19 protein-coding genes and 1 pseudogene are annotated in these 23,545 nt (G+C 37.7%); 11 read left to right on the forward strand and 9 right to left on the reverse strand.

Going from position 1 to position 23,545, the window contains the following annotated elements; translation table 11 throughout:
- Nucleotides 1–5: 5 nt before the first annotated feature.
- The 9 genes from icmH to tssB are packed head-to-tail and all read right to left on the reverse strand — an operon-like array spanning nt 6 to nt 9,241.
- Complete coding sequence (gene icmH / locus OC457_RS19900) at nt 6–800, reverse strand: type IVB secretion system protein IcmH/DotU (RefSeq protein ID WP_080175982.1); 795 nt, start codon at nt 798–800, stop codon at nt 6–8.
- 5 nt (nt 801–805) lie between these two features.
- The gene (gene tssK, locus OC457_RS19905; protein WP_080175983.1) at nt 806–2,140 is read right to left on the reverse strand and encodes a type VI secretion system baseplate subunit TssK; all 1,335 of its coding nucleotides are present in this window, start codon (nt 2,138–2,140) and stop codon (nt 806–808) included.
- A gap of 1 nt (nt 2,141) precedes the next feature.
- The gene (tssJ, locus tag OC457_RS19910) at nt 2,142–2,606 is read right to left on the reverse strand and encodes a type VI secretion system lipoprotein TssJ (RefSeq protein ID WP_096777873.1); all 465 of its coding nucleotides are present in this window, start codon (nt 2,604–2,606) and stop codon (nt 2,142–2,144) included.
- A 20-nt stretch (nt 2,607–2,626) separates the two neighbouring features.
- Nucleotides 2,627–4,021 carry a type VI secretion system-associated FHA domain protein TagH gene (gene tagH, locus OC457_RS19915; protein ID WP_080175984.1) on the reverse strand — a complete coding sequence of 465 codons (1,395 nt, stop codon included), beginning with the start codon at nt 4,019–4,021 and terminating at the stop codon, nt 2,627–2,629.
- Nucleotides 4,022–4,032: 11 nt separating this feature from the next.
- On the reverse strand, nt 4,033–5,058 hold the full coding sequence (gene tssG, locus OC457_RS19920) for a type VI secretion system baseplate subunit TssG (RefSeq protein WP_080175985.1): 1,026 nt from the start codon (nt 5,056–5,058) through the stop codon (nt 4,033–4,035).
- Complete coding sequence (tssF, locus tag OC457_RS19925) at nt 5,022–6,788, reverse strand: type VI secretion system baseplate subunit TssF (RefSeq protein ID WP_080175986.1); 1,767 nt, start codon at nt 6,786–6,788, stop codon at nt 5,022–5,024. Before tssF ends, tssG begins: the two co-directional genes overlap by 37 nt.
- A 2-nt stretch (nt 6,789–6,790) precedes the next feature.
- A complete protein-coding gene (gene tssE / locus OC457_RS19930; RefSeq protein WP_045044606.1) occupies nt 6,791–7,228 on the reverse strand; it encodes a type VI secretion system baseplate subunit TssE in 438 nt (145 codons plus the stop codon).
- 4 nt (nt 7,229–7,232) lie between these two features.
- Nucleotides 7,233–8,705, reverse strand: coding sequence for a type VI secretion system contractile sheath large subunit (tssC, locus tag OC457_RS19935; RefSeq protein WP_045044605.1), 1,473 nt, complete (start codon nt 8,703–8,705; stop codon nt 7,233–7,235).
- A gap of 38 nt (nt 8,706–8,743) precedes the next feature.
- Entirely contained in the window at nt 8,744–9,241 is a 498-nt protein-coding gene (gene tssB / locus OC457_RS19940; RefSeq protein WP_080175987.1) for a type VI secretion system contractile sheath small subunit, read from the reverse strand.
- A gap of 472 nt (nt 9,242–9,713) precedes the next feature.
- Here tssB and OC457_RS19945 point away from each other — a divergent pair, with 472 nt between their 5' ends.
- The 11 genes and pseudogenes from OC457_RS19945 (at nt 9,714) to OC457_RS19995 (ending at nt 23,441) form a co-directional block, all read left to right on the forward strand.
- A complete protein-coding gene (locus tag OC457_RS19945; protein ID WP_080175988.1) occupies nt 9,714–10,067 on the forward strand; it encodes a PAAR domain-containing protein in 354 nt (117 codons plus the stop codon).
- A 289-nt stretch (nt 10,068–10,356) separates the two neighbouring features.
- Nucleotides 10,357–10,875, forward strand: coding sequence for an Hcp family type VI secretion system effector (locus OC457_RS19950; RefSeq protein ID WP_080175989.1), 519 nt, complete (start codon nt 10,357–10,359; stop codon nt 10,873–10,875).
- Between the two features lie 112 nt (nt 10,876–10,987).
- Nucleotides 10,988–13,024, forward strand: coding sequence for a type VI secretion system Vgr family protein (locus tag OC457_RS19955; protein WP_080175990.1), 2,037 nt, complete (start codon nt 10,988–10,990; stop codon nt 13,022–13,024).
- On the forward strand, nt 13,021–13,758 hold the full coding sequence (locus tag OC457_RS19960) for a DUF4123 domain-containing protein (RefSeq protein WP_080175991.1): 738 nt from the start codon (nt 13,021–13,023) through the stop codon (nt 13,756–13,758). Before OC457_RS19955 ends, OC457_RS19960 begins: the two co-directional genes overlap by 4 nt.
- Nucleotides 13,758–18,581, forward strand: a complete 4,824-nt coding sequence (locus OC457_RS19965; protein ID WP_080175992.1) for an RHS repeat-associated core domain-containing protein — start codon at nt 13,758–13,760, stop codon at nt 18,579–18,581. Before OC457_RS19960 ends, OC457_RS19965 begins: the two co-directional genes overlap by 1 nt.
- Nucleotides 18,574–19,020, forward strand: coding sequence for a DUF6985 domain-containing protein (locus OC457_RS19970; RefSeq protein ID WP_080175993.1), 447 nt, complete (start codon nt 18,574–18,576; stop codon nt 19,018–19,020). The genes OC457_RS19965 and OC457_RS19970 overlap by 8 nt, the downstream gene beginning before the upstream one ends.
- 666 nt (nt 19,021–19,686) lie before the next feature.
- The gene (locus tag OC457_RS19975) at nt 19,687–20,802 is read left to right on the forward strand and encodes an HNH endonuclease signature motif containing protein (protein WP_080175994.1); all 1,116 of its coding nucleotides are present in this window, start codon (nt 19,687–19,689) and stop codon (nt 20,800–20,802) included.
- A 1-nt stretch (nt 20,803) separates the two neighbouring features.
- A complete protein-coding gene (locus OC457_RS19980; protein WP_080175995.1) occupies nt 20,804–21,262 on the forward strand; it encodes a YrhA family protein in 459 nt (152 codons plus the stop codon).
- A 616-nt stretch (nt 21,263–21,878) separates the two neighbouring features.
- Complete coding sequence (locus tag OC457_RS19985; RefSeq protein WP_080175996.1) at nt 21,879–22,061, forward strand: hypothetical protein; 183 nt, start codon at nt 21,879–21,881, stop codon at nt 22,059–22,061.
- A gap of 11 nt (nt 22,062–22,072) precedes the next feature.
- A pseudogene (locus tag OC457_RS19990) lies at nt 22,073–22,486 on the forward strand (DDE-type integrase/transposase/recombinase); the annotation flags it as partial.
- A gap of 436 nt (nt 22,487–22,922) precedes the next feature.
- Entirely contained in the window at nt 22,923–23,441 is a 519-nt protein-coding gene (locus OC457_RS19995) for an Hcp family type VI secretion system effector (protein WP_080175989.1), read from the forward strand.
- Nucleotides 23,442–23,545: the final 104 nt, after the last annotated feature.

Genomic DNA, 23,545 nt, shown 5'->3' on the forward strand with positions numbered 1-23,545 from the left:
ATGCCCTATTGAAGAATGTGATTAAGCTGTGTTAAAACATCTATTGATTTATTATTTAATAAAACAGAATACACAATAAAAATAGCGAGCCAAGATAAAGAAAAACCAGCAAATATAGTCCAAAGAGGTATTTGCTTCGTTAACTTATATTTTTTCGCAGCTACGAGTTCAGTTGCAGATGTTAAAGGTTGCGGATCTTTATCTTTTAACCTACGCAAAATTTCATAAAGACTAGCAAATACTTTATCAAAAGCTTCTTTACCATTATTCATCACCTTATATCTACCTTCAAACCCTAGAGCTAAACAAAGATAGATAAATACAAGTAAATCTTGGTACCGTTCTGGTTCAGCCTCTAATCGAGAAAGCACAGAGAAAACTTTTTCACCTCCCCAAGTTTCATTATGAAATCGAGTTAACAATGAATGTTCAGCCCAAGCACTATCCGCGCCCCAAGATGTGCTCATTACGGCTTCATCAACAAATGAACACAGAATATAGCGATAAGCTAAAATAACAGCATGTTCATACTCAAGCTCGGTTAGTTCTACTTCAATTGCTTTAATTTCTTCGACTGCTTGATTGTAAATTTCTTCAATATTATCGCAACTTCCTAATCGGCGAATACGTAAAGCCATACCTAATAATGGTGTAGCTGCATCAATAAATACATTAATATTATTCCCACGTAACTGAAACCAAAAGTCTTGGTCTTGATTAATATTATCTACATTATCAAACAATAAATCGTCATAACTGCTTTCGCGAATACGACCAGACTTCTTTACTACGCTATCCATCCTAATTAACTCCTAATCGCCCAAAACTGAAGATCAAGATCAGGAAAATCACCTGCCACATGAAACGCAAAACCACTCGAATTTATAAACATTTCCCATGCTGTACTGGTCTTATCAAGCTGGAAATATGTGTAGCCAGCATGGTAAGGCAATTGACGCGGAGCAACAGGCAAAGGCGATAATGGAACACCAGGTAATTGCAAAGAAATAAGCTCACGAATCTTCTCAACTGATGCAATTTTTGTCTGTTGCATGAATAACTTACGTAAATCATCTTGTGGCATACGCGCACGGACAGCTAATATAAACTCAGCATCAACAACAAGATTAGTATCTTGAATCGAAGCCACCATAAGACCATATTTACGTTTATGTAACTGAATTGAGACTGCACGAGGTTCAAGCACAATACTTAACGCTTGACGCAACATTGACATTACTGTCATAAATGTTTGCTCTGGCATATCATGATCATAACTAGCAAACTCTGCTGTCATTCTGCTTTCATCAGTAAACGTTGCAAGCTCACCACAAATAGACGTCAATTCTTTATATAACGCTTCTGGATGAACACTACGTAAGTGCGTAATATGCTGTAATCTAGGTTGAGTGCGATTTAACATTTGTAACAACATAAAATCAGCAACATCGGCAACCCCACCTTGATTCGATAAACCAATACGTGATGCAATATTTTTTGCACGCTCTCGCATTAATCCAGCCATTTCACCAATAAAACGCTGCAAGCGAGGTACAACTTTCACATTAAGGTGGCAAGGGATGAAATTATCATCCAACATTACACTGCCATCAGGGCGTTTTTCTAAAATACGAGCGATCGCAATAGAAGCATATGCACTACGGTCATCTTTACCCAACATTAATCTGATACTCGTCGAACTCACATCGATTAAACAACTATCACCTTGTAAGGACTGAATATCTCGCACTTCTTCGCGCTGAGATTTATAACGTGTTATACCAATCGAGTCATTCCAGCTTACTTCAGATAGTGAATCACTACGTAATGGAATAGTTAAGTAAATAATTTGATTCGCAAGTGAACTATCAATTATTTCTAAGGCATCAGGCAATAAATCTTGCTGAGGAATATTAAATGATGTGCCATCAGGCATAATTCCAGCAGCTCTCTCAATCGCAATACGACCAAAACTTAAATATTCTAAATTTAAACTTAATTCTGTTATCCCATATAAATATAAACTAACAGAATTAAGTCTTTCATCAATCACACTTTCAAAATATCGTTGTTGTTGTTGGAAGTGTTGAGGCTTTATAAATAACCCCTCATTCCATATTACTCGACTTTTAGATGACATATTATTCAACCCTATCCAGCATCACTTGATTATCTTTTATATAGATAAGTAGATGATAATCTCTACCCAACGTTTTCACTTTTACAGTTTTTTTCCAGTCACTATGATCACTATCCGAAAAAAATGCCATAACGCCGATATAACGCGTGTCAGCATCTAATTTTATTTTTTCGATAAACTTAAATTTATTAGGCAACAAAACATAATCATAATCTTCAATATAATTACTTTTTAATGTTGCTTTATATTTCAAAGCTAATTGATCATAAGATGCCGAATTAAACATTGAATCATCTTCAAGCTCAAAAACTTTTAATTCAATCGGTGATGCTTCTTCATTATTATTAATATTTATTGAGTCTGTAGTTACCATACTTATTGTTATCGTACTGGCCTCTAAAGTCGGATCATATTTAGAACTACACCCGATTAACAATAACAACCACACATATATCACTACGCGCATCAAAGAAGATATTTTCACATTTATACCTCCAGCTGTTTCTCTCGCAAGTTCTTGTCATAAGATTGATCGAAAATTTCCCAAAATAACTTCTCAAAACCGTGTTGACGATTTGATGTTAACTCTTTGTGATAACTCTGGTACATTTCCCAAGCCCATGATTCAGGTGACTGGCTTGTAACTTGCCCAGGACGACGGTAACGCAAAAAACGCCGCATCAATACTTCAGGTGAAAAAGCTTGTATGATCTGATTGAGGGCATCATTAATCGCAATATGTACAGCTTCGTTATGATCTTTAACTGTGCGTAAACTTTCTTCAATCGCTGCAGGGGCTGATAAATGTACTACGCTACGCTGGTTATCAAACATTACTTGCACTGTTTCGTCATAACTTAACCCTAATCGCAATGGGTTATCTTCAATCGGTTGTAAATTTTTATTCATCACACCATAACGGCTAGTATTCACTTGCTGATGAAGTTCAATAAGTCCTTTCACTGCAGCTTGCAGTGACGCTCCCATTTCTTCAGAAAGCATTTGCATTTCAGCAAGGTTTTCACTATTACTAGTCCGTACACCTAATCCACGAAATAATGGACCTGTTAATAAATGATTTTCGTCATTAATTACAGCAGATTGATTATTTGAGTAAGAAAACTCTCGGCTCATTTCTTCTTCAAGCAAATCCAACGTTTTATCGTCCATTATCTTATCCTTGTTGATATATGTTGCTGCGGTGAGTAACTTTGAATCCTCACTTGGATTCGATTGATATTTAAAACCACTCAACGAAATAGCTGAAGTTGGATCACTGTCGGTATCTGCCTGTATTGTTCTTTCATGACCAAACCACTGATGTTGAGTATTGATTAATGATTGCGTATCTAACTGCGAATGTTGTTGCGTCGATACGGACATTAATGATTCAGTATCTAGATGATGTTTTAATGCATCGAGTGCCATTAGAGGATCATCAATAGCAAACTCTTTCTCTTCAACCGTTAAATCTAGCTCTTCACCAAATAAATCAAGATGTTCTGAGTCAGATAACATATGCTCTATATCTTGATCCTTATCGCTAAACGAATTATCGATAGAAACACGAATAAGATAAGGGCCAAGGGAAATAACATCGTTTTCATTTAAACGCGCATGCTTATCCCAACCAATAGGCATCTTAGCGTCATTGATATAAGTCTGATTAGAAACATCTGTTATACAAAAACACCCATCAATTAACGAGATACGACACTGAGTCGACTCCAGCACACCTTGACGATCTTTAAGATACCAATCACTTGATAAACTTGAACCAATTGTTCCACCAGTAGCAATAAATTCTTTTGTTGCAGATAAACCTGGTTCTAAAGACTGCGTATTAGTGATTTTCAGTTTCAGAAGTTTTTGTTCAGCCATACGTTTATCCTTTACTGTCGAACTTGGATACAAACTTTACGATCTTTATCGACTTGACCTAAAAAGGAAGACCACCCTAACGACAGTGTTGAGTCTTTTCCTAATTTTAATAATGGTACTTCGTTTTCTTTGAGCTCTAACTCTAAATCAAACGCCATCTGTTCACGAAGAATGAATTCGACTAATTTACAAAACGGTTTGTATTCTTTACCTGAAGGCAAAAAATCGTCAAATCGAGTTTGAATCAGCCCTTTAATTTCAATGACAAATTTGCCAGTACAATCTCGTACTTTTGAACCAATAATCGTACTTTCACCTAACTCACTGTTTGCCATGCCAAGACACATACGCTGATGAGCAGGGATAACAACACTACGTTCTTCCCACTGCCGAATAGAAACACTATCTAAATCAAAGCAGTGTGCAATAATCCCCGCAACCACTTGAGGGGAGCGACTTCTACCCGCTAATGTACCAGCATAAGACAGCATTTTTCCCCAATTGATATCCGTTTCACCACGAAGCTCATCATCAGCGAGACCAACAAAAGCAAATAGTTGCGATGAAAAGCTATCACTGGCATTTTCTTGAAAACGAATGTAATAACGGTATTTACGCCAAATGCGATAAACCAGTGCCAATAATCGATTATTAAAAAAATCGAGGAAATGCCGACGTACACCGGTTTCACTCTCAGTAGCTATTTGTTCAAGTAAAAATCCAGGTAAAGGAGATTGCGCGCCATTTAACCCAAAAAAAGTTGTTTCAAGACAAAAACCACCTTGCTCTAATAACTCTAATTTTGAAATATCACTAGCTGCAAATCCTAAACTCGGATTTGCTTTAAACAATAAACGACAATTTGCTTCCCAACCTTCACTATCTGGATCTTGATCAGCTAAACGTTGTAATAACTCAACCAATTGATAAAAGTCATAGGATCGTACTTGTTGTTGTAATATATTCACTTTTTCTGATGTACAATGAATATTATCAAGTGTTAAATCAAAGGCTGTAGACCCACTTGCGTTCCCCATGAATACTGTTCCTGATTCACACTATTAATCACAATAAGCTCATGAAATGAATTTATGCTGGCATACAAGGAGAAAAATCGGCTCAATACACTACCAAATAAATACAAGTCACCTTCAGAACTGAAAGCCTCTTGATTAAGTTCTAACTTAGACTGTAAGCCCCTAACTGGTAATCCTTTAATAATTCTCTCTACTGGTTTAGAGGTTATTTTTACAATTCCATCAAGACGCTGTTTTGCAACACGCTCAGCCTGTCGATCAACAAGTGCTCTAAAATCATATGCTCGTAACACTGTATACAATGCATCTTTCGATAATAATGAAAGATAATTAAGCGATAAATTAGAAATTAACGTCCACAATAAACTACCATCTAAAGTAGGTCTTAATGGTTGCGTCGGCTCCGTAATATTAGAAAAGGTCGCAAACGATGGTGAACTATTGGTCGGAACACAAATATCACCTAAACCTAATTCCAATGGTAACTGCCTGTTAGTACAAGTGAGTTGTAATGAGATAGCCTCACTAAAACCGATAGCTTGAGTCTCATCACCACGTACAAACGAAATATAATGATCAAAGCCATCATTACGCATACTATCTTTAACTCTGGCACGATAATAAAGAGCTAAACGATGACGTGAACGCTCAATTTCATGCTGGAAACTTTCAAAAGCGGTATAAACCCGTTTTTGCCCTCGTGCACGCGACTCGTCTACCTCTTGTCTGCCTTGGACATGGTCAATACTAAATATCTCAAAATGTGTTGGAAAACGACTTGATGGCATGATCTTATATTCAGAACGCTTTCCAGTGAGATCTATAGGATCAGCATCATGAGAAAATAAATTAATAACGGGCGTGCAAAACAATTTAAAACATTCCTCACGAATGCGAACATCCGCTGGCAATGTCTTTGAAAATACAAATCGAAGATGAAACACTTGTCCCATATTCGGTGTAATAAAACGATCAATATTTTCCACATCACCAAATAAAAACACATCTGGAAAAGTTAAGTATTCTTGTAAAATTCGATAACCTTCATACACATTCTTTGGATATGGCATCACAGCATCAGCACTATCAAAACCACGACTTCTAAAGTGTGATGCTGGAATAGAGAACTGCTTATCATCACAAATCAATTCAATATGTGCTAAATAATGATTCAGCCATAAATAAAGCATCTGCGCACTGTAATGCTGACCACCAAGAAAAAACTGTAATGTCTTCAGATTAATATCAGCTAAACCTTGCTCACCTAATACATCTAACTGTAAATCAATAATCGACGATTCACGGCTATGTATTGTAGTAACATTAGTGAGTTTTAATGGATAAATATCTATATCCCGACAAGTTTTAAATTGGCACACAGTATCAAGCACAGCTTCACTATCAACATCAGTATTTGCTTTAATTATTTGACGAACACTGATCGCTTTTTCGATTGGCGAAAATTGAACAATACTAAAGCTTGGCACCGGGCGTAAATAATTAGGCCATAACATATTAATGATAGAGTGCGTTAACTCCGGAAATTCATCCTCGACCTTTTCCCGTAAACGAGCAGTTAAAAAAGCAAATCCTTCTAATAATCGTTCAACATCAGGATCTGTATTTCGCCCTTGCAAAAAACGGGATAGCTGTGGGTGAACTTCTGTAAAAGCAGCCCCTTGCTCTTTTAAAAAAGCCAGTTCATCTCTAAAGTATTTTTCTTGTGACAAAGTCAAATTACTCGGTATTTACGACTGTTATCCAATAGCAAATCAATACGTACTGATTCATGCAGTGCACTAGAATTGATGCATGCTGTTATATGAAAAAAAATATTTAACGGACTTCCATCATCTGGCATATATCGAATATCAATCTGTTTTAATCGCGGCTCATAACACTCAAGACAGCGCCGAATGGCTAATTTAATCTGTAAAGCCAAATCATGAGTTCCCAATGTTGCATCATTAAAATCAATCAAACCTAATTGTGGCGCACTCATTGCTTCACCAAGTCGGCTATTAAGCAATTGCGCCACATTTCTTTTAATTGAGTCCAATATTTGCTTCGTATCAGGAGCTGTCGTCATTGTTATCTGAGGTGAATCAGTCTCTAATCGTTCAAAGAGACTGACACCATAAGCCCTATCTGCTAGCTCAATATAGGACATTAAATTATGCCTGATCTAAACGACCAACTAGCGATAACTCAAAATTTGCACCCATATATTTAAAGTGAGGGCGTACAGATAACGCAACTTGATACCAACCTGGATCGCCTTCAACATCGAGTACTTCAATTTTTGCAGCACGTAATGGACGACGACTACGAACATCTGCTGGCGGATTTTCTTGATCAGCAACAAACTGCTTAATCCAAGCATTCAATTCACGTTCAAGATCTTGACGCTCTTTCCAAGAACCAATTTGCTCACGTTGCAACACTTTAACATAATGTGCTAAGCGGTTAATGATCATCATATAAGGTAGTTGAGTACCTAACTTAAAGTTCATTTCTGCTTCGCGTCCCTCTTTTGTATTAGGGAACACCTTCGGTTTTTGAATCGAATTAGCAGAGAAAAATGCAGCATTATCACTACCCTTACGCATAGTTAATGCAATAAAGCCTTCCTCCGCTAGTTCAAACTCTTTACGATCCGTGATCAAAACCTCTGTTGGGATCTTAGCTTGCAATTCACCCAAAGATTCAAATAAGTGCACAGGAAGATCTTCAACTGCACCACCACTTTGAGGACCAATTATATTTGGACACCAACGATACCGTGCAAAGCTATCTGTTAAGCGTGAAGCTAATGCAAATGATGTATTACCCCATAAATAATTATCATGGGAATCACTAACATTTTCACGGTAGTTAAATGTTTTTACCGGATTTTCATTAGGATCATACGGTGTACGTAGCAAGAAACGAGGTGCAGTTAGAGCTAGATAACGAGCATCATCAGACTCGCGCAATTGGCGCCATTTAATATAACGAGGGCTATCAAATGTTGCTTTTAAGTCTTTAATATTTGGTAACTCTTCAAAAGATTCGATACCAAAAAACTCAGGTGCAACACCTGAAATAAAAGGGGCATGAGCCATTGCACCAACAGCACCGACATACTGCAATAATTTCATATCTGGCGATGATGGAGTAAAAGCATAGTTACCAATGATCGCACCAACAGGTTCACCGCCAAATTGACCATAACCAGAAGAATATACATGCTTATATAAACCAGATTGAGCAGTTTCTGGCGCAAACTCAAAATCGTCTAATAATTCTTCTTTAGTTACATTTAACAATTCGATCTTATTGTTCTCACGGAAATCAGTGCGATCAACTAGCATCTTGACGCCACGCCATGCTGATTCAATTGCCTGAACTGAATCGTTATGCAGAATCTCATCCATTTGATCACTGATTTTACTATCAAGCTCAACGAGCATTTGATCAACAAGTGCTTTATTAACTTGATCTACACCATGCTCACTACCTAATAGATTTTCTATAAAAGCAGCAACACCTTTTTTTGCAATATCGTAACCATCATCACTCGGTACCATACGAGTTTGAAGCATAATTTCATCAAGTAAACTACCTTGGGTTGCACTTGACGATTCAACAGCTTTTTGTACAGACATTTATTGGTCCTTTAGAAGAATTTCACCTACAGAAATGATTATTTTTCTGCTTCGCCACTAACAAGTTGCAGCTCACTTAATAACATTTCACGAGACTCTTGAGACTCAATAAGTTCTTGAAGACGAGAGCGAAATGCTGGGATATTTCCAAGTGGACCTTTTAATGCAACCAACGCTTCTCTTAACTCAATTAGTTTTTTTAGTTCAGGGACTTGCTGACTTATTGCATCAGGAGAAAAATCATCTAATCCTTTAATAGAAAGCGAAATAGATAAATCAGAATCAACATCAGATAATTTATTTTTAACTGATGTCGTCAGCATTAAATTACTTTCACGCATGACTGATTCGAAATTATTTTTATCAATTGAAACAGCTTTACGATCTTCAATCGCGGTATCTTCAGCATGCCCTTTGAATTCACCAAGAACTAGCGTTTTTAATGGTAATTCTGTTTCTGATTGCACATCACCACTATGAGGAACATATTTAATATTAATACGTTCTTTTGGTGCTACGCTGCCTTCTTTCGACATATCTTTTCCCTGTTATATTTGTTTTTTAGATTAAAATTGGCCATTTTAAAGCGCATGATAATAGCCTTAAGTTGCATAAGGATTGAGGCAAATTAAACATCTAAAAAAATAATCATTCAAGAACAAATTTGATCAAGAAAATTTAAAGAGAATAAGTATAAAAAAACAACACCAAAAAATTTTATATAAATATTATTATATTACAACCAGTTACATGAAATGCTTTATAAGCATGTAATTGCAATTACAACACATTAAAAAACAACCAACAATATGATTTTAAACAATTAAATCAAATAATGCGGTTTTTATGATCAATTCAATAAAAAAAAATTATTTATACTAAAAAAAAAACTTATATTACAAGATGGAATTGTATTATCTAAATAGTAAATTATTTATTAGGCAAATTGTTGCCCCAATTTTTAACGTGCTACGCTAATTAGATTTATTACTCTGGAGCAATAATTAAATGAATGATGTCATCACACTCGGCAGTCCAACATCAACAAAAGGTACTGTGGTATCAGGTCACTCAAATGTCATGATTAATGGGCAACCTGTTGCATTAGTTGGCGATATTGCAACCTGCCCATGTGGTAGCAAAAGTTGCAGTGGTCAAGGTCCAATCGTGGCTCAATCACCACGAGCTGCCAATGTTAATGGGGTAAATTTTGCACGTGCAGGAGATCTTGTGAATACGGGATGCGGGATCTGTTTTCTTAAGCCAAGCTTGCATATTGTCAGTCTCAGTACTAACACAACAAAACCTACCAATATGGGAAATGGCATCAATATAGGCAATAACATTTATATTAATGGGTAAATTATATACCGTTATCATCGGGTATAAATTTCCCAAAGCAGCACTATCAATAATTTTCTACAACTTGACAATATTCAATACATTTACAACGAGCAATAAGTCGCCTGACGAGCAAGTTATTGCCCGATCTTAAGTAATAATTTGCTCAACTTAATAAAAACCTATCACCACCCAAACTTAATTATTTAAAAACAATTAGTTACAAATAAGATAAAGTTGGCACAGATAATGCTATTCGTAACTACCAAATATTCAAACTCATTTTTAATTCAGTATTAAGGACATTACCATGCCAACTCCTTGTTATATCTCTATCCAAGGCCAAACTCAGGGCAATATCACTGCGGGTGCATTTACTGCCGATTCAGTGGGTAACATTTACGTTGAAGGTCATGAAGACCAAATGCTAGTGCAAGAATTTAAGCATGTCGTAACCGTGCCGACTGACCCACAGTCAGGTCAACCGTCTGGCCAACGTGTCCATAAGCCTTTTAAATTTACTGTGGCATTGAACAAAGCCGTTCCGCTAATGTACAACTCATTGGCATCAGGTGAAATGCTACCAACCGTTGAACTTAAGTGGTACCGCACTTCTGTTGAAGGTAAGCAAGAGCACTACTTCACAACAACGTTAACAGACGCAACGATTGTTAATATCGACAATCAAATGCCACATTGCCAAGACTCAACCAAAGCTGATTTTACTCAACTGATTGAAATCTCGATGGCTTACCGCAAAATTAATTGGGATCACACGGTTTCAGGTACTTCAGGTGCTGATGACTGGCGTGCGCCGCTAGAAGCGTAATTCTAAGTATAACTATTGCCCGTACTGTTTCGACCGTGCGGGCTTTTATCGTTTATGTCTTTGCTAAGGCATTAATTGATCGCCTTAGCAGAGATTTAATTGAGGTAATATCATGGCACAACAGACAGGATTACAATTTACCTTTACCGTTGAAGGGCTTGATGCATCAACGTTTGCTGTGACTGAGTTTAAAGGCAACGATACCTTGTCTTTACCTTTTTCTTTTACAGTCAATTTAGCCAGCCGCAACCCAAGTTTGTCCCCTAGCGAAACCATTGATCGCAATGCTACACTAACGGTTTGGCAACAGGGCACATTACAGCAGCAATGGCATGGTATCGTGCGTCAGTTTGTTCAAGGTGATACGGGACATAGCCATACAATCTACCAAGTAGAATTTGTGCCCCCTTTTGCACGTTTAGCGCTGCGTCAAAATAGCCGTATTTTCCAAACACAAACAGTGCCAGAAATTATCTCTATCTTGCTGCAAGAAATGGGTATTAATGACTATAGTTTTGCGATCAGCCGCCAATGTACACAACGTGAATATTGCGTACAGTATCGTGAAAGTGATTTAGCCTTTATCGATAGAATCGTCGCTGAAGAAGGAATACTTTATTACTTCAATCATAGTAGCAATAAAAACACCCTCATCTTTACTGACGATACCCAACAGGCGGCAAGTTTAGCTGAGCCTCTTGCTTACAACAGTCGTAGTGGTGGTAGCAGTAGCGTACCGTTTATTCGAACTTTTGCGCGTAATACCCAAATTTGCTCATCATCCGCTCAGCTAAAAGATTACAGTTTTAAAAAGCCTGCTTATAGTTTTTTGCAAACTTCAGCAGCGAAAGAAGCAGATTATCAACAAGCTACATATGAGCATTATGATTACCCGGGTCGTTATAAAGACGATGCAAGTGGTAAGCCCTTTGTACAGTTTCGAATTGAATCATTACGACGCGATGCCCAGACGGCTAATGCAAAAAGTAATGTGCCCACTATTCTTCCCGGCGTAAAATTTACGCTGCAAGAGCATGATGATGACACCTGTAATCGTGACTGGTTGATCATCGCTGTCACCCATGTTGGCACTCAACCTCAAGCATTAGAAGAAGCCGGCGGTGAAGGTGCAACAACATATAATAATGAGTTTGTTGTCATTCCCGCTCATCGTCCTTGGCGCCCGCCGTTTAATGCCAAACCCACCGTTGATGGCCCACAAATCGCGCTAGTTGTTGGTCCTGAAGGTGAAGAAATTTATTGTGATGAATTTGGGCGTGTCAGAATTCAGTTCCCTTGGGATCGTTACAGTAACAATGATGATAACGCCAGCTGTTGGGTGCGAGTTTCACAAGGTTGGGCAGGTAGCCAATATGGTATGGTTGCCCTGCCTCGTGTAGGCCATGAAGTGATTGTTGATTTTTTAGAAGGTGATCCCGATCAACCGATCATCACTGGCCGTACTTATCACGCCACCAATCAGCCTCCTTATGAATTACCTGCTCATAAGACCCGCACTGTTTTACGCACTGAAACCCACCAAGGCGATGGTTATAACGAACTGCGTTTTGAAGACCAAGCAGGCAAAGAAGAAATTTACGTTCGAGCGCAAAAAGATGTCAATGTCTTAGTTGAAAATGACCGTACCGATAATATCAAACATGATTTACACCTTGATGTAGAAAATGAACGTTTTAGCCATATTAAAGTGAATGATCATTTAACGGTTGATGGTGAAAGTCGTCACCATATTAAAGGTGATCAAACATTGATGATCGATGGCACTTTGCATCTTAAACAAGGTAAAGCCTTATTACTCGATGTGGGTAATGAAGTACATCTTAAAGCGGGTAATAAAATAATATTAGATGCAGGAAAAGAATTAACGCTTAATGTAAATGGTAACTTTATTAAGTTGGATGCATCAGGCGTGTCGTTAGTGGGAACAGCATTAAACTTAAATACCGGAGGGAGTGCGAGTAGTGGTAGTGGATATGGGGGAATTTTACCTATCACGCCATCAGGATTGCAACCCGCTCCTTCACTTGTTCCTGCATTACTCACGGCAGCACAAACAGCAACGTTAAAAGCTGCGGCACCATTTTGTGAAGAGTGCGAAAAATGTAAAGATGGCGAGTGTGAAATATGATGGCATTAAGCCTTTTATCTCAATTACAACAAGCTGTAGATAATAAGCAGAATGTTTTTGCTGTGTTAAATAAGACCAGCGATAGTAATCCATTAATGCATTTTTCTTCGTCTGATTTAAGCCAAAGTAAGCCACTATGGCTAGGAACTCAGTATCAAGAATGGTTTGATGTCATGCCAACGCTTATTCAAGTTCCTTTAAACGATCCTTTTATTCAATGGGTAGAGCAAGCAAAGCCGATTGATTGGGGAATATTTATTGTTTCCCCCTTCAATTTTGACGATGTGTATCAACATCTCCAAAGCTTAACTCAAGTATGGCTACCTAATGGGCAATATTGTTTTTTTCGTTTATTCGATCCTCGTTTTTCCATGCCAATAGCCCTGCAATGTAATGATCTTCAGCGAGCTGAATTAATGGGGCCGACCAGTCAATGGCTCAGTTACCAACATCAGGTTATTCGCCATGATGAGATTACGCTTGGTCGAGTACGTGAATTTCCTTGGTGGGATGTGCCTTCGTCAGTAATGAAAACACTTGAAGCTGAAGAGACCGAAACATTGGTGAGTAATTTAATTCAGGACTTAGAAGACCTAAGACCCGATCTTTTCTTGTATTTTCCACGCCCACTTTTAAAAGCCAAAGTTCAACGATTTGCCAAAAATAACAAACTAGAGACAGATCATCTTTGGCAGCGCTTTATCCACGATATTGAACAGGACATACAACAATAATGATGACCAATAAATACCAGCAATTAGCCAGCGAGATAGAAAATAGACTGGCAAAATACCCTGTTCTCATCAGTAATTACCGTCAATATAGTGAAAGCTTTTTACTCCAGCGTGCTGATGACATAAGTCACTTAGCTGATGTGCCATCTCTGTTTGACATGGAAAAAACATTTAAGGTTAATTCGCAAACCAAAACGGTAGATAAAGATGATAAAGACTACGGCACGGTAGCGAAGTGCCCACTAAATGGTGAGTTGACTATTTATAATCAATTTGAGTCTATTTATGAAACACCGATTACGGCACTTCCAGTGATCGTTACTTCGATAAAGGATCATAATGAGCAGTATAAGCAGCTCACTGATAACAATGGGAAAGTCGTATTTAAAGGCTTAAAACCAAGCGCTAAATATAAAATATCCATTAACTACAATCCGACACAAGCCAATGTTGATGCGTTATTTTCATCTTATCAATCTATCGCTGATGAACTGCAAATATGGCTGCAAAAACAGTGGGATGACCGTTTTAAACGAACATGGCAAGAGCAAATAAATACACCACAAGGTGAGCTAGCGTTTGGATTAGTTCAAACTTTTTTATCCTCTATTGGAGAAGCGTTAGTTGCATCATGGCAGCAAATTAAAGATCTTTTTGAGTTATTAAGTGATCCTGAGAAGGCGTTAAATAACTTTTCTGAAGGTGCGTCTGATCTGATTGCTGAGATCAAAGCGAAGATGGAAAGTGCGCCAGAAAAAGCTCAGAAAGCACTCTTATTTGCCTCTGATGAAGCGGCCATGTTTTTGTTTGCTAATGCAGTGATTGATTTTCTAACCATGATCCCCAATCTCGGTGTGCTAAAGCAAATTGTCAGCACGGGAGGAGGCGTTGTTGTTGGTGTTGTATTTGGTATCTTAGGTGGGGTTGTAATCAGTTGTATTGCAACCCCAGCCGTTGGGATGGCTTACTTAGTGTTAAAACTTGGTAAAAAAATTGCTGGTATTATCAAACCTATCATCCAACTTATCGAAGAGTTTTTCACATTGGCGGTGGGTTTAGTCGATAAGATCCAAGATTATGGAAAATTGCATCTAAACGGCATTGTCAAAGGCAGTGTGACCAAAAGTGGCGAGTTTATCTCTAAAGCAAAAAATAAGGCATACACCACACTAAAAATAAAAGAAAAAGATATTGATAAGCATCCAGAAAGCTCAAAAGACTTGGCAGGCAACAAGACTGATAGTTTACAAAATACCTGCACAAACAATTGCCCCGTTTCAATGATTAATGGTGAAGAATTACTTAATATTGATGATTTCACGTTACCCGGGCCACTTGCCTTTACGTTTTCACGCCTGTATCGAACAACCGCAGTTGAAGTAAATCGAGGCTGTGGTTTTGGTTGGAGTCATTCATTATCTCAAGTTTTAACGTTTTCAGACAACGGTGTTATTTGGCTTGATAATGAGAACAAACAGACTTCATTTCCTTTACCTAGTGCACAGCGCCCTGCCATTGTTAACCCTATAGCAGATAGTGCGATTTATTTGGGGAATAAAGAGAACGAGTATTTATTAGTTCAATCCAATCAAGTAACGCATCACTTTGAACGTGATGGTGATCGTGCTCGATTAAGTGGTTTTTCTGATGGGTATGGTAATCGATTAACGGTGCGCTATAACCAATGCGGTTTACCCGATGCGGTTATTACACCGCTTGGAACAGGATTATGGCTGGTATATGCCCAAGACAATCAATTATCTCAAATAGAACTAAGAACCCGAATTGTTGAGGATGGGCGTTCAAACTGGCGTACCGAACGTGTGTTGATGACGTATGCGTACAACCGTCAGCAACAGCTAATGTCAACGCGAAATAGAGCCTTTGAAGGCGAAGATTATGAGTATAACGAAGATAACGTCATTTCACTTCGTCGTATGGCGGGTGGAATTGAGTTCTTTTGGCTATGGCAAGGAACGGGGAAGCATTCAAGAGCAATCAAGCACTGGAGTAACACGGGAATTGCTGCGGAATATGAATGGAATGACAACGATGGTTCGGTTGTGGTTACTCATTCAGATGGTAGTACAGAAACCTATATTCATGATGAGCATGCCAAATTAGTCAAAAAAATCGATCCCGATGGCGCTGTGACAAAAAATGAATATAACAGTGATGGATTATTAGTCAGTTGTATTGATCCTATGGGTCATGAGACTCGTTATATTTACAACGATAATCTTGAACAAGAAGCCGTTATTGCCGCTGATGGCACTGTTACTCAATATGGTTATCATCATGGTCAATTAACCCAACTTTTTAAAGATGACCAAGAATGGCAATTTGGTTATAACTCGCAAGGTGATATCAATAAGAAAGTCGATCCATTAGGCAATACCACCCAGTATAGATATACCGACCACGGTAAGATCAACGAGATTATTTACGCCGATGGTTCAGTGCATCAGTTACATTGGAACAAGCTAGGTATGATGTTGGGTGAGACCTACCCCGATGGCAGTCGTATATCGTATCGCTATGATATTTTTGGTCGTATTGTTGAAGAAAAAGCCCCTACGGGAGCGATAACACATTATGTTTGGGATGATGCCGATCGCCTGGTTGAAATCATGTTACCCAACGGAAGTCGTCAACAATACCGTTATAATGCTTACGGGAAAATAACCCAAAGCATGGATGAAACCGGGGCGAAAACGGTCTATGAGTATGCAGTTAATAGCCACCTTGTTAGTCGCGTTATTCATCCCGACGGAAGTTCGTTAAGCTATCAATACAATAATGCCAAAGGGTTTGTTAGCCAGATCACTAATGAAAATGGCAACAACTATTTGATAGATTATTATCCTAATGGCTTAGTGAAACAAGAAACCACTTTTGATGACAGACAGCTTCGCTATCAATATGATCTCAACGGTAATTTAACCAGTAAAACTGAAGTCGGCAAGCAAGGTACCGAGCTCACCACGACTTATACCCGCGACGTTATGGGACGCTTGTTGGCAAAAGAATTGCCTGATGGGGCTGAAATTCAATATCAATATGACAAGCAAGGTCAGCTTATTGGTATTGATGATGGTGTGATACCACTGGCATGGCAATATGACCCATTAGGCCGCTTGACCGCAGAGCATCAAGGTTGGGCATCGCAATATTATCGCTACGATCAAGTAGGACAACTGACTCACTGGCAGTTACCTGATCACAATATTCTAGAGTATAAGCATGCTAAAGGTGGCTTACTGGAGCAGATCACACTCAATGATCGTCCATTAACATGTCATAGCTATCAACAAGGTTTAGAAGTCCATCGACAACAAGGCGACATTCAAAGTCGATTTAGTTACGATGACCAAGGCCGATTGCGTAGCCATTTACAGCACCAACAAGGTCATACTGTTAGCTCCCGTGATTATTCTTATAATGTGGTAGGTAATCTATCAAAAGTGAGCGACAGTCGTTATGGTGTGACGCATTATGAGTACGATCCGCTTGATAGATTACAAGCCGCAAAAGGGGCGTTAGAAGAAGCCTTTACGCACGATCCTGCGGGCAATCTGTTAGAGCAGACTTTAGGCTCATCCATTGGTCGTACTAAATCGTTAGTTACCCATAATCAGTTATTGTTGCAAGGCGATGCACATTTTGAGTATGACGAATTTGGGCGCCTAACCATTGAAAAACGTGGTAAGGACCAGTGCTTAGTTACCCAGTATGAGTACGACTTCCAGCACCGTTTAACTCAGGCCAAGATGCCTGATGGCAGCACTGCCCGTTATGTTTACGATGCCTTCGGTCGCCGTGTCAGTAAAACGGTGGTTGATAAACGAGGACAAAGCACAACAACTGAGTTTGTATGGCAGGGAAATAATCTGGTTGCAGAAGAGCGTAACGGAGAAGATTATCAAACCTACGTTTATGAACCGGGTAGCTTCAAACCACTGGCGTTATTAAAGAGTGAAGGCAAAGCGTGCGAAGTCTATCACTATCACCTTGACCACCTCGGCACCCCGATTGATTTAACCGATGAGCAAGGCAATACCGTTTGGCAAGTGCAGTACCGCTGTTACGGTAATATTGCCGTTCAACATGTTGAAAAGATTGTTAACCCGCTGCGTTTTCAAGGACAATATTATGACAGCGAAACGGGGTTGCATTATAATCGACATCGGTATTACAGCCCAAAAACTGGTCGTTTTACTACCATCGACCCGATAGGCTTAGCGGGTGGTTTAAACAACTATCAGTATGTGCCTAACCCATTGAATTGGGTAGATCCGTTAGGGTTAAGTGCATGTCCACCTGATGATGATTCAGCTGTACGGTTAAATAATTTAGCAGATCAATGGAATACTGAAAATACCCCACCAAGTGCCCAAAATAGTACATATAAGCAACGATTGAACCAAACGCCGACAAACGGTGTCTGGAGTGGTCCTAGGGGAGAGAGTACATTCACTTCTAATAACCCAGCGGTCAAAGGGGAAAAGGTTAATTATTCAAATGGTTATCCGAACTTTACCCCTTTCACAAAACATACAGTCCATATTGATGATTTTATAAATAAAGTCATTAATAGCTCAGGAGATTCTAGATATAACCTACATAAAGAAGCTGACCAAATTCTAGCCAAGAAGCTACGTGTTCAAAGTTCTATCATAAAAAAATTCAGGAGAAAGCAAAAATTCACGTGGCATGAAGTAGAAGATATGGGTACCTTACAACTAGTACCAACCAAAATAAATTCTAAGTTTGGGCATGTAGGCGGTATTGCTGAAGCCACCAAAAGAGGACGAAATGATTAAGACAATTGATAAGGTATTTGGGGAACTTACTTTCAGTACTGCATGGAAGAGATCATATGATGTTATTTTCTTCGACAAATTATATAAAATATTGCTAATTGTTGAAGAAAATGATGATGATAGAAAGACAATCCGTGAAGAACAAAGAGATTCGTACATATATTACTCTCAAAACAAAGTTATTATAGAAAAAAAAATAGAAGAAATATTGATATCTTATACAAAAGAATTTTTGTCTGAATACGGTATGAAAGAAGAGAATGAAGATAAAATAATTAACTCAATAGAACCAACAGTAATAATTTTCCCAATGGTTTTAGATGATGGAGATTTGAATTTTGGATTTTTATTTGAATCAAAGTTCGATCCTGAAAATGGAGTTGGCATTCAATATATAAATGGTAACTATGAGGTATCAACTCAAGATATACTAACATAAAGTGATGAATTACAGGGAGGTGAAGGGGGCTGTCGCACAATTTATAACAATTAACGATGCACCATTTTTTAGGCGTAATTAGACTGCGCGCGCGTAAAATCTCTAGTAAGCCGTTTCACCGTCAATATCAAGACCCAGAGATCTTATTGCGAATTACATGAACGGTGATGCTGAAAATAATTCGAGCGTTATCTTTACTTTTCCTAATATCCAGTAGTCTAAATAGAACAAATAACCTAAGTAGTTTTTATCTACAATTGAGTTAACTCTTTAGTTAGCTCAATTGTGATCACCAAGCGATTCTGTAACAACTAACTTCACTCCATTTCAATGCATTTACCCACTCATTTCACATAATATCTATAATGACTACCAAATTTATAAGTTAATGAATAATAGTATTTTTTTGTAATTAATCTGCAAATTAAATCCAAAGTGATAATCTATAATCTAGTAACATCATTAACAAAATAACAACGTCATATTGAGGCTTATTTAAGGTGACTTTCTTAGAGAAAATGAGCTGTTTCAAGGGGAATTATCACGAACGCTGATCGCGAAGTGCGGGATAGATCCATACTGTTAAATACAGCCATTTTGAGCAAATTATTGCCCTGACTTGTTCTGATATATGATCCTTAAAATTTTTATTGCAGTGAACTTATTATGAGTAAAGATTGTGGGTGTCCTGCCTGTAATCCTGTTAATCAACGTAATTTTGAATATGTTGCTCCTCGGAAGTTAACGCTTAAAGAGCGTATTCATAAACAACGAATGGAAAATTTAGCTGCAAGTGATCGTGCTTTTGAGTATGTCAAAGCTAATGAGACTCGATATGCGGAACATAGGGCATCAATTATGTCCGAAAGAAAGATGGCTAAAGCTGGTTTACTTGATGCTCTTGAGAATGGAGTTTTAGATACAGCTCATTATGTCGGTGGGATAACTAAAAGCATTGGGGATAAAATCACCTCTGATACAGAAGCTTTTGTGGCGTCCGTTATTGATAATCCAAGCATTATACAAAACACAGTGGATAATATAGCCTCAACTCTTATTGATGGAATAACATATTTTCCTGATGTTGTTATTGATGAGGTAGCCCCAACTCTAAGTTATGGGGCTAAAAGTAGAACCAATCAGCGGATAGATAATGCTTTAACGGGAGTTTCTGATGAGGTTGATGAATTAGGAAATGATTTTGTTAAGCATAATAAAGCCATTAAAAATGGTGATTTTGAGACAGCTGGTAAAATCATAGGAAAGTATGCATCATCTATGATGTTGCCAACTAAGAAAATTAAAGCAATATCTGAACTATCAAACGAAAGTCGTTTATTTAAAGGTGTTTATAAAGGTAATTCAATCATCTTAAAAGACGTTGATATTGTAGATCTGCATTATAAAAAGCGAGAACGTTCTGAATATAATGAATTACGAAAAGGATTTAACAATAATATAAGAAAGGACTTTTTAAAAGATTTGTCTCTTGATGACAAAGTGATTTCTCAGTTAAAACAACATGGTGTTGGTGATTCTGATATTTTGAAGTTATCAGATGGGAAGGTTCCTCGTGGTTACCAAGTGCACCATAAAGTTCCTTTAGATGATGGTGGGACGAATGATAAAAATAATCTTGTCTTGATTAGAAGCTCACCTGAACATTCTGTTTTCACTACATATCAAAAACAACAAACATCAACTTTGAAAGTTGGAGGGGATGGCGAGATAATAGAATGGCCGATTCCAAACGGAAATGTATACCCAAAGGAAGTTAACTGATATGAACAATATAGAAAAATTACTTTATATTGAAAATAATAAAGAAATTAAATCATATGGGGAGGGGTTTTTATTGCCTCCTGCGAGTAAAGAAGATATTGAAAACCTTAAATTAAGAATGAAAAATACATTTGATATGGAATTATCAAACGATTATTTAAGATTGTTATCGTTGTCAGATGGTTTTTCGGTAAATGGTTTTAATCTTTATGGTTCGAAAATATTTTCAAATGGATATTTTATTAATGGTCTTTGGGATGCTAATCAAGAATTCAGAGAAGAACCTTCATTAAATAAGTATATAGCGTATGGCGATGAATCCTCTATGAGGTTGGTTTTTAACATTGAAAATAGTTGTTATGAGGCTGTTGAGTCTATCTCTTGGGACCATATTGCTAGTTTTGATTCATTCCTTGAATTATTGCAATATGTTTTTAATGATGCTTGTATTTTTAATTAATCAATTGAAAAAATCAATAAAGGTATGATCTCCTGTTTGTGCATGTTAGTAATATCATATTTTCAGTGCGCATAAATAGCTTTGATGTTAAATACCGCCCAATTTGAGGCGGTATCTTTGTATGTAGCGTAGATTCATGCATTTTATGAGTACCACTTCCTTGTGGTTTTTTTATTTTTCCTAGTTCTACACGTCATGTAGACCTAGGGACGATAGTTCATATTTATCGTTAAATACAACTACTTGCTCAGTATTGTATCATTAATTAGGCGTTTATTTTACTTGATGCCTAATAAGCTGTACTTGTTGAATATTATCTGTACAGTTTGAAAATTATAGAGGTCTGTCTGTTGTTTGCGCCCACATAAAGCTGTGATGTTAGTATGTAATGTCACATAAGATTGATACTGTTAAATACAGCTGTTTTTATGGAAAAGTCATACTTGGTGTCTAGTGCTAGGTGTTTGTGGCCTTAAAATCGTTTACAGGGGCTATTTGGTGAGGTTTTGGCTGTCTCATACAAAGACATATTTTGTAACTAAAGATATGAGCAAGATTTTTCAAATTAATGTTATATAAATTTAATTTATATCTTGCTGCTTCAAGAGGCTTTTGTATGGATCAAACCGAACGGATAGATAATTATTATATGAATGATATACGAACTCGGTTAGTAGAAAAGTTACATGAGACAAGAAGAACCATAATTTCAGGTGATAAGGATAAATTAGCTCAAGTTTTAGTTGAACTAGATCTTTATCAAAAAACGTTTGATGATTTATATGAGGGAAGGCTTTAGTTTCTTCATAATATCTAAAGAGGTCGCTTAGGCGGCCTTTGTCGTATCTGGACGTTACCGCGTATTATAGCAGCGATAATCAGCCAAAAATGTTAAATACATACAAGTATTCATCCTATACTAATGCGATTGCCCGTTTGAAGAAGGAGGGGCAATTACGAGAAGATGTTGAGCAACGACAAGTAAAATACCTTAATAATGGTATCGAGTCTGATCACGCGCCTATTAAGAAACTCATTGTCGCCACCGGTGGACTTAAAATACGAAAACGTGCATGGTCAACGATTCAAGGATTTGAATCATTACGGATGTTGAACAAAGGCCAATTTGATTTTTGGTTACGCAATGATGAACATCAAACTCTTGTGCGGGAGAGATCCGCCTTCATTAATCGTCTCTTCAATATTGACGTTGTTTCCCAGTAATAATGAATCAGTTGTAGGACTCATTTACCTGCTCTGATTATTTGCAACAAACCCAACGCATGGGTGTTGAGCCGTACCAACGGACACATCAAGGGATGATGTCAGGAGTAAAGTGTTTCCATTTGAATTCGGAGTTGGCCATAGGAGAAGACTCGGAAGAAGGTTATACCTATTCATATTCAATTAACGTAAATTTATAATTATCTATCAGTCGGAATATTTAGATTATTTAACATTCAACAAATATATTTTTACAGGCAAATTATCGCTCAGTGGGCAAGTTCTTGCTTAACTTAGGCAATAACCTGCTTGATTCTGATATAAATCTTTTAAATCACATTAATATCAATAACTTAATAATTGGCATAAAACCTGCTTAATTAGATGTGTTTTCGTAGTTATCTCTACGTTTTTCTAATTAAACTAGGACATTACAATGCCAACTCCTTGTTATATTTCTATCCAAGGCCAAACTCAGGGCAATATCACTGCAGGCGCATTCACTGCCGATTCAGTGGGTAACATTTACGTTGAAGGTCATGAAGACCAAATGCTAGTGCAAGAATTTAAGCATGTCGTAACCGTGCCGACTGACCCACAGTCAGGTCAACCGTCTGGCCAACGTGTCCATAAGCCTTTTAAATTTACTGTGGCATTGAACAAAGCCGTTCCGCTAATGTACAACTCATTGGCATCAGGTGAAATGCTACCAACCGTTGAACTTAAGTGGTACCGCACTTCTGTTGAAGGTAAGCAAGAGCACTATTTCACAACAACGTTAACAGACGCAACGATTGTTAATATCGATAATCAAATGCCACATTGCCAAGATTCAACCAAAGCTGATTTTACTCAACTGATTGAAATCTCTATGGCTTACCGCAAAATTAATTGGGATCACACGGTTTCAGGTACTTCAGGTGCTGATGACTGGCGTGCGCCGCTAGAAGCGTAATTCTAAGTATAACTATTGCCCGTACTGTTTCGACCGTGCGGGCTTTTATCGTTTATGTCTTTGCTAAGGCATTAATTGATCGCCTTAGCAGAGATTTAATTGAG

The sequence above is a fragment of the Photobacterium toruni genome (assembly GCF_024529955.1).
Classification (GTDB): Bacteria; Pseudomonadota; Gammaproteobacteria; order Enterobacterales; family Vibrionaceae; genus Photobacterium; species Photobacterium toruni.

Bases quoted from the DNA above. Each gene is read 5' to 3' on its own strand.
- icmH (WP_080175982.1), bottom strand. From the start codon at position 800: ATGGATAGCGTAGTAAAGAAGTCTGGTCGTATTCGCGAAAGCAGTTAT.
- tssK (WP_080175983.1), bottom strand. From the start codon at position 2,140: ATGTCATCTAAAAGTCGAGTAATATGGAATGAGGGGTTATTTATAAAG.
- tssJ (WP_096777873.1), bottom strand. From the start codon at position 2,606: ATGCGCGTAGTGATATATGTGTGGTTGTTATTGTTAATCGGGTGTAGT.
- tagH (WP_080175984.1), bottom strand. From the start codon at position 4,021: ATGGCTGAACAAAAACTTCTGAAACTGAAAATCACTAATACGCAGTCT.
- tssG (WP_080175985.1), bottom strand. From the start codon at position 5,058: ATGGGGAACGCAAGTGGGTCTACAGCCTTTGATTTAACACTTGATAAT.
- tssE (WP_045044606.1), bottom strand. From the start codon at position 7,228: ATGTCCTATATTGAGCTAGCAGATAGGGCTTATGGTGTCAGTCTCTTT.
- tssC (WP_045044605.1), bottom strand. From the start codon at position 8,705: ATGTCTGTACAAAAAGCTGTTGAATCGTCAAGTGCAACCCAAGGTAGT.
- tssB (WP_080175987.1), bottom strand. From the start codon at position 9,241: ATGTCGAAAGAAGGCAGCGTAGCACCAAAAGAACGTATTAATATTAAA.
- OC457_RS19945 (WP_080175988.1), top strand. From the start codon at position 9,714: ATGAATGATGTCATCACACTCGGCAGTCCAACATCAACAAAAGGTACT.
- OC457_RS19950 (WP_080175989.1), top strand. From the start codon at position 10,357: ATGCCAACTCCTTGTTATATCTCTATCCAAGGCCAAACTCAGGGCAAT.
- OC457_RS19955 (WP_080175990.1), top strand. From the start codon at position 10,988: ATGGCACAACAGACAGGATTACAATTTACCTTTACCGTTGAAGGGCTT.
- OC457_RS19960 (WP_080175991.1), top strand. From the start codon at position 13,021: ATGATGGCATTAAGCCTTTTATCTCAATTACAACAAGCTGTAGATAAT.
- OC457_RS19965 (WP_080175992.1), top strand. From the start codon at position 13,758: ATGATGACCAATAAATACCAGCAATTAGCCAGCGAGATAGAAAATAGA.
- OC457_RS19970 (WP_080175993.1), top strand. From the start codon at position 18,574: ATGATTAAGACAATTGATAAGGTATTTGGGGAACTTACTTTCAGTACT.
- OC457_RS19975 (WP_080175994.1), top strand. From the start codon at position 19,687: ATGAGTAAAGATTGTGGGTGTCCTGCCTGTAATCCTGTTAATCAACGT.
- OC457_RS19980 (WP_080175995.1), top strand. From the start codon at position 20,804: ATGAACAATATAGAAAAATTACTTTATATTGAAAATAATAAAGAAATT.
- OC457_RS19985 (WP_080175996.1), top strand. From the start codon at position 21,879: ATGGATCAAACCGAACGGATAGATAATTATTATATGAATGATATACGA.
- OC457_RS19995 (WP_080175989.1), top strand. From the start codon at position 22,923: ATGCCAACTCCTTGTTATATTTCTATCCAAGGCCAAACTCAGGGCAAT.